Raw genomic sequence first — 11,910 nt, 5'->3', positions numbered from 1 at the left:
ACTAAATTAAGAGCGGTACGAGATATCTTTCATATAATGAAATTATATTACATTTCTCCGATAGTAAAATCAGGATGTTCTGTTTGAGAAGGAGCGGCAGAACGGAAGTGTGTTAAGAGGGATTAGGTATATTTATGTTTGAACTTTCACAAAGTAGGGGGCGAAAGAATTGAAGGCTGTAGCTATTATACTGCAAATAGGGCTGTTATCCATTTTTTATATACTAGGGTCTGGGATTCAACAAGCTCTTCACCTTGCGATTCCAGGCAGCCTAATCGGGATGTTCCTATTGCTTGTACTGTTGTCGGTAAAGATTTTGCCATTGCGTTGGTTTGAGTTAGGGGGAGAAAAGCTTGTGGCAATTATGCCATTTCTATTGCTTCCGTCTACGGTTGGGTTAATGCAATACGGCTCCTTTCTTATACAAAAAGGAGGCAGCTTATTAGTCACCGCAATGATCAGTACGCTGCTAATTATTATTGTTGCGGGACATACTGGACAATACCTCGCGAAGAGAAGGGAGAAGGATGTATCTTGAATATATTGTATGCGCTTGGCTGGATCATTTTTACGATTGTGCTATATAGGGTAAGCAAGCAACTATATAAGTGGGTTCCTACTCCTTTTACAATGCCGGTGCTCACTGCGACCGCCCTCATCATTGCATGTCTGCTCATATTTCATATCCCCTATGAAGCATATATGAAGAATGGAGGGGATTGGATTACAAAGCTTCTTGGGCCAGGTATCGTTGCTTTTGCGATTCCGTTGTATAAACAACGGCGTGTCTTAAAGAAATACGTAGTACCGATTAGCGGTGGAGTGATTGTAGGGACGGTTGTAGCTATTAGCAGTGAGGCGGTCATCGCGCGTATGTTTGGAACAGATAGCAGCCTGATTCTCACTGCGTTGCCTAAATCGGTAACGATGCCAGTTGCGATGAGTGTATCGGAGCAAATCGGCGGCATTCCATCCTTAACAGCAGCATTCGTAATGATAGCAGGGATAACGGGAATGATGATGGGGCCGCCCCTGTTAAAATGGAGTGGCGTAACGAACTTTATCGGAAAAGGAATTGGTGTAGGTTGTTCATCCCATATTATGGGTGTCGCGCAATCAATGAAAAGCGATGAACGAGAAGGAGTTGTCGGCTCAGTAACAATGACACTGACTGCCGTTTTAACTTGTTTGCTTGGGCCTTTGTTGGCTGGTGTATTTGTTTGAATTCCCCTCCCTATGCTTCACGAAATTGAAGCAGGGGGTACTCTTTCTGCAAAATCTGATAGAACGTAAAAAATGCCCTCCAGCAGGTGATTTGGAGGGCATTTTTTACTGTAGGAGAATTTGAGGAATACAGTATAAGGGCAACTACACCTCCGTCTTCGCCCAAGGGCAGGGCTCGCCAATCGGCGAGTTCTTTATATGATCTTTGTTTAAAGGGAATACTAAAGTTGTTAAAGTACGACTAGATTGCTTGAGTTTTTTAGAAAACATGTTATAATTTAAATATAATTATTAAATGATAATTATTATAATTAAAGAAAAGGTGGGAGATTATATGAGTACTAAAGTAGATATAAATGTAGTGAATGAGCTGAACAAGCAAGTGGCTAACTGGAATGTGTTGTATGTAAAGCTGCATAATTTTCATTGGTACGTGAAAGGACCACAATTCTTTACGCTGCATACAAAGTTTGAAGAATTATATACAGAAGCTGCTAACTATATTGATGAGTTAGCTGAGCGTATTTTAGCTCTAAAGGGACAACCTCTTGCAACGATGAAGGAATACTTAGAAGTTTCTACTATTGAAGAAAGTACAAGCAATGAAACGGCGGAAGAAATGGTCCAAATTCTTGTCAATGACTATTCTACGGTAATTTCCGAGTTGAAAGAAGGAATGAATATTGCAGCGGAAGCGGGAGATGAAACAACCGCGGACATGTTTTTAGCAATTCATACTGTATTGGAAAAGCATGTTTGGATGCTAAGTGCCTTTTCAAAATAACCGCAACAAACCCGTCAAGCAGAGCTTGACGGGTTTGTTGCATTTTATACTTTAAGAAAGTCTAAATTTCTAACCGGGAGGCCATTCGACGTGGCGAGAAATTTTAGGAATAAAGTATAAGTAGGGCTACGCCTCTGTCTTCGCCCAAGTCGTGCTTTTTCTAAGGCTTAAAGCCTTTAAATCTTTTGCGTTCGTTAATAAGGAGAACCAAGAACAGAATAGCTCCGAACAAGAGTGGGATAGATAAAACAAGGGGAAATGTCTTCAATAACGATAAAATATAGAGAGAAAATGTTATAAGTAAAAATGCTATACTTCCAAAGAACTTATATTTACCCAATGTTCTTTTCCACCCCCTTTCCGCCTACACTGTAAAAAAGTATAAATTCCTAGCTAGAAGTGAATTCGACATATCTGGAAATTTTAGGAGTACAGTGTGAGTGCAACTACCTCTCTGTCTTCGCCCAAGAGCAGGGCTCGCCAGTCGGCAAATTTTCTTTAATCAAGTATATTCAAAGCGAAAAGGATTTAGAATGTGGCATTTTTAACGGGATTATAAGTGTAGAATATTGTCAAAGAGAGTCGGATGGCGCGGTTTAGAATGTGACGTTTTTGTGAAATAACAACTAAAAATGTTGTCAAAGAGAGTCGAATGTTGTAGTATAATAACTGTGAACGAATTCACAACAAACATATACCCCTTTGTTTGAACGTGAAAATTTCTCCCATCCCCTTTAATATTTTTATAAGCCGTAAAAGAAAGGACCCGACTATGCCGGGTCCTTTTCTTTTACATTGTATCGCCAATATACTTCTTTTTCTGATATCGTTTGGATGGCTTTTCCTGTTAAGAGAAGCTGTCTCATTTCGCGCATTGCTTCTGATAGCGACCGATTATAAATAACAGCCATTTCATCCGCAAATGTAAAAGCATATTGTTGTAAAAACTTTTCTAAAGAAGGCAACGGTTCTGGAATTAAGTCTTCATGTACAAGCTCCTGTAAGACTTGCACGTATACATCGTAAGGATACATGCCAGATAGCTTTAAACCCTCTTGTTCAGAATTGGAATGAAAGAATATAAGAGAAGGGATTTCTGTCACATACATTTCATTTGTAAACTTTAAATCACATTGAAATGCCTTTGTTGCACTCATAGAACATAAATCATGTTTAAACTCTTCCATATCAATTCCACTTTTTTCTGCACAAACGAGCAATAGCTCTTTATTTGGATGTGCTTCTCTTTGTAAAAACACCGATTCCTGCAATGTGCGGAGAAATTTCATGCCCGCTCTTCTTCCTTGCAGCTCTGCTGCTTTAATGGCAATGGAAGTCATGTATGGTGAGGAGGAGGAATGGCGCTTATTTAATTTACCATCACAGGAAAGACCATGAAGGCTTGATGTATTCTCCCACACAAATCGAATATGAGCAGGTTTATTCCATTTGTGTGCTGGAGAAATAGCAGCTGCTTCCTCCTTCCCAGTTAAGATATGCCGGATTGTAAAATAGTTGCCGTACTCCAGCCATAGCTTCATAATTAGCGGTTCAATTGACCAGCAGTCCATGCAAAGTGGATCAATAAATAAAAAGGCCTCCACCGGCTTTTTCCCACATTTGTGGGAGGTTGCGGGGTTTGCTGCATCAAATTTCATTTTGTTCATTATGCCTCACCTGTTTCATCTGGTGTGTTAATCATATGGTTTGCTGTTAAAGTCAGGCGTTCAAAGACAAAATCACGAATGGGACCATGTATTCCTGTATCATTCATTGCTCTTTCCATACAAGCAAGCCATGCCTTTGCGCGTTTCGGCGTGATTGGAAACGGTAGATGCCGCGCACGCAGCATGGGGTGACCATGCTCCTCTGTATATAAACTTGGTCCACCTAAATATTGCGTTAAAAATTGCTTTTGCTTTCGCGCGGTTTCTGTCAAGTCATTCGGAAAAATGGGAGATAAATCCGGATGACGGCTTACATAAGAATAAAATGTATCAACCAACGCTGTGATCCCCTTTTCGCCGCCGATTGCTTCAAATGGTGAGATATGATTTCCGTTCATACAGCTCTGCTCCTTTCCCCGTAAAAGTATATTTATTGTAGCAATCTCCTTATGATAAGAGCAAATAATGCGAATTGTAATAAAATTTTTTAATCATTTTAAGAAAGTATAAATTTCCGGCTAGGAGTGAATTCGACGTAGTCGAAAATTTTAGGAATGCAGTATAAGGGCAACTACGCCTCTGTCTTCGCCTAAAGGCAGGGCTCGCCAGTCGGCGAGTTTTCTTTATCTACAGCATTTATTATCATTTGTTTAAAATAGGCTATTGATGTATTCTGCTTGTCCACACCAATGGAAGGCAAGTTGCATCTCCTAGTAGTAAGGAGGTGAAAACTGGTTGTTTCTAATTACTAAAAAATGGGTTATTATCAAAAAAATGTATTGAGGTTTTGTGCTTACAGGATGTATAACTAAGGATCCCGTTTAACTGGAACAATGTTATGGTTGTCTTTACAGAGACAGGTGACACCTATTGTTTGAGCGAAAGCAGTCCCCTAGCGTGAGAATCCTGTGAGGTACACGTTTCCGAAAGGAGATGCCAAACTTCAATGTTTGATTGTAACTTTTAGTAAGTTTTGTGAACCAGGTGAGAGGATGCCGTCTGATTTACTAGTAATATGCTACGAAAATGATATTTCGTTTCAAACATTAACCCCGTCACGCTGTGAAGAACTTCTGGAAAAAGGGATGATTTGGAATGATCCAACAACAGACCCTGTTTCAGAAGCTGAACCTATTATTATGTTTTTCCCATTTTCGTTTCCACCAGATCCAATATTTCAATTTATACCGCTTCTTATTTTTATCCTTCGTGATAAAGCCCCTTTTGTGTTTCAGGCTTTCATCAGACCAGGGAGACAAATACCATAAAGAGCTCAGCAGGCTTTACTTCGAGGAAGAAGTAGGGCTTTTTTTTACCCTTTCAGAAAATATAATTTGCTTTGTTGTCTAGCTCTCACAGCCTCTTCCCATCTTTCTACGCGAATGGAAAAAGGTACTGTTATACACTGAAGCTTAGGAATAGGCTCTATTCGGGATTGCATCCACATCTGCAGTAGCATAGCCCTTTGCTAGTTTATTGCGATATGTTTTGTTTTGCAAGAAAAAAGCGTTGCACCTTATTTTTTGTTGGGCGAACAGGGATATTGTATTGTGCTAATAAATGCAGGAAGCTTTTCTTTCCTGTCTCTTCAGTTTGCACTTCATACTCTAATTCATAATCATCATGATGAAAGTAGAAACTATGGTCAAAGACGAGAGTTCCGTTTTCGTATAGCATCTCTGCCCGTTGCGTTGTTAGGCTGCCATAATACTGGAGCTGCTCGACCGGAATGTCAAGAAGAAGAAGTTGATCATACACAGCTCCTGGAATCATAGTACCTGTTTCCATCATCCACTCCGCTTCCTGCTTTGTCACGGTTTGGTGTGTTTCCAGCAACCCAGTTACTGCCGGCTGCTTTAAGGTGATTGTGTATGCTCCATTTTTTTCACGAATGCGCAGTGCAGAGCTTTTTTCCTTTAAAGAAAATGAAGAGGTTTCAAAATAATGATTTACCTGTTCTATGAAGGTTGTTATCGCAAACGACTCACATAGTCGGTGAAATTCCTCCTTTGTTAACATGTTTTTAAATTCAATTTCAATTTCTTGCGACATAGTTGGTAGCTCCTTTCCTTATGTTTCTGGCTCTATTATCCCTTTTTAAGAATTTTGATTCAATGTTTTATTTGTTCAGGCGTCGGTTGTGTTACAATAAACATGATTCTAAAGGAGTTACATACTGTGTTGGAGGAATTCAAAGATGCAAAAGAAGATTGACATAAAGAGCGTCGAACAACAAAAACAGGCTCTTATTTTTTATGCAGAAAATACAACTATAAACGCGGAAGAGTTACAGCCAAGAGAACATGTTCTAGTAGATTCTGATCTGTTTGCTTTTTTATATATTTTAGAAAATGAACAAGAATATGTATATGTAAGTATTCCTCATACGCTGTGGCCGGATTTAAAGCAAGGGCTTGACGCGAATCAGGAGGCGGTTGCTGTTATTAATGGGGTGCAAGTGCCGCTTACACAGCTGAAGGAAGAGATTGGATACCTTGTTCAAAACATTGAAGGAAACGCCAATTACGGAGAGGAATTGGTAAAAAGGGTCGAAGAGGTCTTTTTATTATAGATGTTGGACGGTGGTCAAATTGAATCGGAACTGGGAAGAATTTTTGGCGCCTTATCAACAGGCTGTAGGGGAATTGAAAGTAAAGCTAAGGGGGATGCGCTCGCAATTTGAAATGCTTTCCGAGCACTCTCTTATTGAATTTGTTACCGGCAGGGTAAAATCAGTTGCCAGCATTATCGATAAATCCATTAAAAGGAGTATTCCATTGGATAGGCTGGAAGAGGAAATGCAGGATATCGCCGGGCTCCGTATGATGTGTCAGTTTGTTGATGACATTAAACCGGTTGTTGAACTGCTTCGCAAACGCAATGATTTTGAGATTGTGGAGGAACGTGATTATGTGACGCAGGTCAAGGCCAGCGGTTATCGTTCTTACCATGTTGTTATCCGTTATCCTGTTCAAACGATTCGCGGTGAAAAAAAGGTACTTGTTGAGTTGCAAATTCGTACGTTAGCAATGAATTTTTGGGCAACAATCGAGCATTCTTTAAACTATAAATACCGCGGACGTTTTCCAAAGGATATACAGCTGCGTTTGCAGCATGCAGCGGAGGCCGCATCTCGGCTTGATGAAGAGATGTCCTCCATCCGTGATGAAATTCAGGAAGCACACAAGGTGTTTTCGCGAAAGCAAGAATCAGAATAATTTTTTGAAGGGTGTTGTGTTGACCGATGAACTTTGCAATCATGTCAAAGGGAGACCAAGCATCGAATTTACTTATGAATACGATGCGCGAATATTTGCAGGACTTTGAGTTTGTCAATGATGAGCAGGAGCCAGAGATTGTTATCTCTGTTGGAGGGGATGGTACGCTGCTTCAAGCCTTTCACCGCTATTCTCATCGCCTTGAGAATACTGCGTTTGTTGGTGTGCATACAGGGCATCTTGGCTTTTATGCCGATTGGCTGCCGAACGAAGTGGAAAAGCTAGTAATTGCGATTGCGAAAACGCCGTTTCAAGTCGTAGAATATCCGCTTCTAGAGGTGATTATCCGCTACTTAGATGGCAGCAAAGAGTCGCAGTATTTAGCGTTAAATGAGGTAACCGTAAAAAGCAGTGAAGGGACATTTGTCATTGATGTGGAAATCCGGGGCGAATACTTTGAAACTTTCCGAGGTGACGGACTTTGTATTTCTACTCCTTCTGGAAGCACGGCCTACAATAAGGCTCTTGGTGGCGCTATTATTCATCCGTCTCTTGAAGCGATACAGCTCACGGAGATGGCATCGATTAACAACCGTGTTTTTCGGACAGTCGGCTCACCGCTCGTATTACCAAAGCATCATACATGTGTTTTAAAGCCGGTAACAGACATGGACTTGCGAATTACAATTGATCATTTGACACTCTCTCATCAAGATGTGAAATCCATTCAATGCCGTGTTGCCAATCAAAAGGTACGCTTCGTGCGCTTTAGGCCATTTCCTTTTTGGAAACGGGTGCGCGATTCATTTGTTGCTGATAGGTAGAGAGGGTTATGCCACTTGACTATACTAAAATGGACCATCACATCAAAGAAAGAAGGAATGCTAGTCCGTGAGTATTTGCGAGAAAAGGGCATTTCAAAGGCAGCGCTGACGGATATCAAGTTTCGTGGCGGAGCGATTCAAATCAATGGCCAGCATGCAACTGTTCGTCATATACTTAAGGCAGGAGAAGAACTTGTCATCTCGTTTCCTCCCGAAGAGAGAGGAAAAGGGATGATAAGCGAAAATATCCCGCTTGACATTATATATGAAGATGAACATGTTATAGTTATCAATAAGCGTCCCTATATGGCAACCATTCCGTCACGGGAGCATCCGAGTGGAACGGTTGCTAATGCTTTGCTGCATTATTATGATCAGCAGCAGCTTCCGAATACGGTTCACGTCGTTACTCGGCTCGATCGTGATACATCCGGACTGATGCTTGTTGCAAAAAATCGCTTTATTCACCATCTGCTTTCGCAGCAGCATCAACAAAAAGCTGTGCACCGTACATATGAGGCGCTTGTACATGGCGTTATGGAACAGGAAACCGGAACGATTGACGCGCCGATCGCGAGAAAAGAAGAAAGTATTATTGAACGGATTGTCCATGAGAGTGGCCAACGTGCTGTTACGCACTTTCGAGTTGTGAACAAATACGGTAATATAACACATGTTGCCTTAGAGCTTGAAACAGGAAGGACCCATCAAATTCGGGTTCATATGGCACATCTCGGTCATCCGCTTCTTGGAGACGATTTGTACGGAGGCAGAAGAGATAGAATAGATAGACAAGCGCTTCATAGCAAAATGCTAACGTTTTATCATCCTATCGTGGAAAAAATGATGACATTTATCGCACCGCTGCCAGATGATATGGAGCAGGTATTAAAAGATCATCCTGACAGTAATATGATCCCCTTATAGTAGACAGGAAAAAGGAAGCCCCTTAATCTATCTACTATGGAGGGGATTTTCTTATGGGAGAAATCAACAAAACATATGATCAAGCATTTAAGAAACAAGTCGAGTCCGTTTTTTCAGTCGAAGCTTCTGAATTTCTCGGTTACAAATGGCATGGAAGATGGAACAGATACAGTACTCATTTCAGGATAGCGCAGCGCTGTCAGCCTGCCGCCGAAGACTGCACCTGTATCGATATTGGCGGTTTTGTTTACGAAACGCGGCTCTCGAACTGGTGTGTGGCCATATATAATCCAGGCATCTCCTGTATAACGCTGCGCCCAGTCACGCCGCACTGGTGAGCCGTCGGGGTGCTTTTCCCCTGTAATATCCCCGTATAGAACAAATGTCTCTACCTTTTTTCCTTCTCTTCCGATGTAATCTTGCCGAATGCCGGCATGACATGTGACGAGCTTTCCCTCATCTAACACATGATATAACGGGGAGGACTCATACAAATCGATAAACTTTTTTTGAATTGTTTTTTGCTCGCGCCGCCCTAGCGCTTCATATTCTGCTACTGTTGTTTCTAAACCATGGGTTTGTTGAACTTTGCGGCCAATAAAGAAACGATACAGTTTATTGCAATGGTTTCCCGGTGAATAATACGCTTGCTTTTGATGTATCACAAGTTCCCACACAAGCGCTGCTGTTTCTAATGATTTTGGACCTCTATCTGTTAAATCTCCAACAAAGACGAGTTTTCTTCCATGAGGATGGATAGGGATACCACTTTCCCAATCATAGCCAAGCTGCTCTGTTAGCGTGATAAACTCTTCATAACAGCCATGAATATCTCCAATTACATCGTACATATCTCACACCCACTTTTTTCCTTCTATTGTACAAAGAAAAAGCCTGTCCTGCAAAAAGGACAGACTTAATCAAACATATATTTCCTTGTCCGAGAGCGAACATTTAAAATAAAGCCAATCGCAATCATATACGTCAAAAGGGAACTGCCTCCGTAGCTCATAAAAGGCAGCGTAATGCCGGTAATAGGAAGCAGGCCGATTGTCATCCCGATGTTTTGGAACACCTGAAATGTGAACATCCCAATCGTTCCTGCGCATAAATAGCTGCCAAACGGTTCATTGCTTTCAAGTGCGATATGGATCATACGGTAAATGAGCAGGAAAAACAGTGAAATGACGACGCTGCCCCCAAAAAATCCATATTGCTCGGCAATATTCGTGAAAATAAAGTCTGTATGAGGCTCCGGGAAGTACACCTCTCCACCTTGATAGCCTTTCCCATATAATTCGCCTGAACCGGTAGCTAAGATGGCTTGCCGCAGCTGATAGCCTTGTCGTTCATATTCGTATGGAGCGAGCCAGCCATAAAAGCGGTCAAGCTGATATTCCCTTAGAATATGCTCTTTAAAGAACGCAGTATGCGCAAAATAAATGTACACAAGAATAGAGCCAGCACCAACGGTAATGCCGGTCAATCCTAGAATAAAGCGCCAGCGAATGCCAGAGACGACAATAATTGCAACAATAATGGATGTCATTACCATCGTATTCCCTAAATCGGGCTCTTTTGCAATCAGCAGCAGCGGCGGGAGACTTGCACCAAAGATCTTGCCGAGAAGTTTTAAATCCTCCTCCGGTGTTGGATTTGGATACATCTCTTTATGATTCGTAAGTATCCGGCTTAGTACAAGAATCATGAAAAGCTTCATAAGCTCAGACGGCTGGAAGTTCCCAAGACCAGCTGGAAGGGTATACCAAGCGGTTGCCCCCTTAATCGTTTGTGAACCTGGTACTTTAAATTCCAGACCGAGCAAAAGAATCATCGCAAAACCGTATAAATACCAAGAAATTTGCTTATATCGGTCAAAATCGATAATCATTGTAACGCCAATTGCAATAACGCCAATTACGTACCATTGAATTTGCTTTGCTACGAAATTTACATTTTGCAGTGATGGCGGCAATGAAGGCTGTGCGCTTTTGATGGCAAGACAGCTAACCGCTGCAATCAAAAGTAAAATCGTAATTAATCCATAGTCTATCTGATATCCCCGTGCATTGTCTTTTTCCATATGATAATCCCTTCTATGTCTGAAAATCAGAAAGTATAGCTTTCAAAGCTGTGTGCGTCTTTCTTTTTGAAAATTAGACGCTATTACCATCTTATCGAATTTTAACGAGTTTGCAAATATATTGTTTTTTCCACAAACAGGATTATATTAAGAAAAGAAGAAGGGAAAGACTGGAGAGAAGGAGAAAAAGTTTAGTAGACATCGTTTTCATCTGAAATAAAGTATGCTACAATAAAAATAGTATCAGGTACTAATAACTAGTGTTAGTTTATTATACAAATTTAGGAGGACAAAAATATGGAGCTTCTTAACGTAAAAGGAAAAAATATCGTAGTAATGGGCGTAGCCAACCAACGCAGCATCGCATGGGGCATTGCGCGTTCCTTGCATAATGCGGGAGCAAACTTAATTTTTACATACGCAGGCGAGCGTCTTGGTCAAAGCGTTCGTGATTTAGCAGCAACATTAGAAGGACAAAACGCTATCATCTTACCTTGTGACGTGACAAGCGATGAAGATATCGCGCGCTGCTTTGCTGATATCAAAGAGCAGGTCGGCACAATTCACGGGCTAGCACACTGTATTGCATTTGCAAATAAAGAAGACTTAAAAGGCGGTTATGTAGATACATCCCGTGACGGCTTTGCGCTTTCACTAGATATTAGCGCATACTCCTTAACGGCAGTAGCAAAGGTAGCACAGGAGCTTATGACAGAAGGCGGCAGCATCGTTACATTAACGTATCTTGGCGGCGAGCGCGTTGTGAAAAACTACAACTTAATGGGTGTAGCAAAAGCAGCGCTTGATGCAAGCGTAAGATATTTATCAAACGATTTAGGAGCGCAGGGCATTCGCGTGAACTCTATTTCTGCTGGACCGATTCGGACCTTGTCTGCAAAAGGAATCGGCGAGTTCAACAGCATCCTGAAGGAGATCGAAGAGAAGGCACCGCTTCGCCGCAATGTAACGCAGGAGGAAGTTGGGGATACTGCGTTGTTCTTAATGAGTGATTTATCTCGTGGTATTACGGGCGAGAATATTCACGTGGATGCGGGGTATCATGTTTTAGGTTAATTACAGTTATATTGTAATAAGAGAGCAACTGGTTTAAAAACTAGTTGCTTTTTTGTACTGTAAGAAAGTATAAATTTCCAGCTAGAAACGATACAGTATAAGTGCCGCT

At 41.3% G+C, this 11,910-nt stretch carries 14 protein-coding genes; 9 read left to right on the top strand and 5 right to left on the bottom strand.

What is annotated here, in order from left to right; translation table 11 throughout:
• Positions 1-169: 169 nt before the first annotated feature.
• The 3 genes from EP737_RS16425 to EP737_RS16415 all read left to right on the top strand — a co-directional run bounded on the left by EP737_RS16425 (position 170) and on the right by EP737_RS16415 (position 2,008).
• A complete protein-coding gene (locus tag EP737_RS16425) occupies positions 170-538 on the top strand; it encodes a CidA/LrgA family holin-like protein (protein WP_129729053.1) in 369 nt (122 codons plus the stop codon).
• Complete coding sequence (locus tag EP737_RS16420; RefSeq protein WP_129729052.1) at positions 532-1,224, top strand: LrgB family protein; 693 nt, start codon at positions 532-534, stop codon at positions 1,222-1,224. Before EP737_RS16425 ends, EP737_RS16420 begins: the two co-directional genes overlap by 7 nt.
• Before the next feature lie 334 nt (positions 1,225-1,558).
• Complete coding sequence (locus EP737_RS16415; protein ID WP_129729051.1) at positions 1,559-2,008, top strand: Dps family protein; 450 nt, start codon at positions 1,559-1,561, stop codon at positions 2,006-2,008.
• Between the two features lie 770 nt (positions 2,009-2,778).
• Here EP737_RS16415 and EP737_RS16405 read toward each other — a convergent pair.
• Complete coding sequence (locus EP737_RS16405; RefSeq protein ID WP_129729049.1) at positions 2,779-3,675, bottom strand: ClpXP adapter SpxH family protein; 897 nt, start codon at positions 3,673-3,675, stop codon at positions 2,779-2,781.
• On the bottom strand, positions 3,675-4,073 hold the full coding sequence (locus EP737_RS16400; RefSeq protein WP_129729048.1) for a globin domain-containing protein: 399 nt from the start codon (positions 4,071-4,073) through the stop codon (positions 3,675-3,677). Before EP737_RS16400 ends, EP737_RS16405 begins: the two co-directional genes overlap by 1 nt.
• Before the next feature lie 552 nt (positions 4,074-4,625).
• Here EP737_RS16400 and EP737_RS16395 point away from each other — a divergent pair.
• Entirely contained in the window at positions 4,626-4,943 is a 318-nt protein-coding gene (locus tag EP737_RS16395; RefSeq protein ID WP_205650957.1) for a hypothetical protein, read from the top strand.
• 205 nt (positions 4,944-5,148) lie between these two features.
• On the opposite strand, the gene EP737_RS16390 is transcribed toward EP737_RS16395, so the two are convergent.
• Entirely contained in the window at positions 5,149-5,727 is a 579-nt protein-coding gene (locus EP737_RS16390) for a CYTH domain-containing protein (RefSeq protein WP_129729046.1), read from the bottom strand.
• A gap of 145 nt (positions 5,728-5,872) precedes the next feature.
• On the opposite strand from EP737_RS16390, the gene EP737_RS16385 reads away from it, so the two are divergent.
• Genes EP737_RS16385 through EP737_RS16370 form a run of 4 tightly spaced genes read left to right on the top strand, consistent with a single transcriptional unit; the run spans position 5,873 to position 8,644 of the window.
• Positions 5,873-6,247, top strand: coding sequence for a UPF0738 family protein (locus EP737_RS16385; RefSeq protein WP_129729045.1), 375 nt, complete (start codon positions 5,873-5,875; stop codon positions 6,245-6,247).
• Positions 6,248-6,266: 19 nt separating this feature from the next.
• Complete coding sequence (gene yjbM / locus EP737_RS16380) at positions 6,267-6,893, top strand: GTP diphosphokinase (RefSeq protein ID WP_129729044.1); 627 nt, start codon at positions 6,267-6,269, stop codon at positions 6,891-6,893.
• Between the two features lie 26 nt (positions 6,894-6,919).
• Entirely contained in the window at positions 6,920-7,717 is a 798-nt protein-coding gene (locus EP737_RS16375) for an NAD kinase (protein WP_129729043.1), read from the top strand.
• A 57-nt stretch (positions 7,718-7,774) separates the two neighbouring features.
• Positions 7,775-8,644 carry an RluA family pseudouridine synthase gene (locus EP737_RS16370; RefSeq protein ID WP_129729099.1) on the top strand — a complete coding sequence of 290 codons (870 nt, stop codon included), beginning with the start codon at positions 7,775-7,777 and terminating at the stop codon, positions 8,642-8,644.
• A 113-nt stretch (positions 8,645-8,757) separates the two neighbouring features.
• On the opposite strand, the gene prpE is transcribed toward EP737_RS16370, so the two are convergent.
• Positions 8,758-9,495, bottom strand: coding sequence for a bis(5'-nucleosyl)-tetraphosphatase PrpE (gene prpE / locus EP737_RS16365; protein WP_129729042.1), 738 nt, complete (start codon positions 9,493-9,495; stop codon positions 8,758-8,760).
• Positions 9,496-9,560: 65 nt separating this feature from the next.
• Positions 9,561-10,727 carry an FtsW/RodA/SpoVE family cell cycle protein gene (locus tag EP737_RS16360; RefSeq protein ID WP_129729041.1) on the bottom strand — a complete coding sequence of 389 codons (1,167 nt, stop codon included), beginning with the start codon at positions 10,725-10,727 and terminating at the stop codon, positions 9,561-9,563.
• A gap of 297 nt (positions 10,728-11,024) precedes the next feature.
• On the opposite strand from EP737_RS16360, the gene fabI reads away from it, so the two are divergent.
• On the top strand, positions 11,025-11,801 hold the full coding sequence (gene fabI, locus EP737_RS16355) for an enoyl-ACP reductase FabI (protein WP_129729040.1): 777 nt from the start codon (positions 11,025-11,027) through the stop codon (positions 11,799-11,801).
• Positions 11,802-11,910 lie beyond the last annotated feature (109 nt).

Source organism: Ectobacillus funiculus (assembly GCF_004138295.1).
In the GTDB taxonomy this organism is placed as follows: domain Bacteria; phylum Bacillota; class Bacilli; order Bacillales; family Bacillaceae_G; genus Ectobacillus; species Ectobacillus funiculus.
Note: the sequence above shows the minus strand (reverse complement) of the source record. Positions and strands in the feature narration are given on the sequence as shown.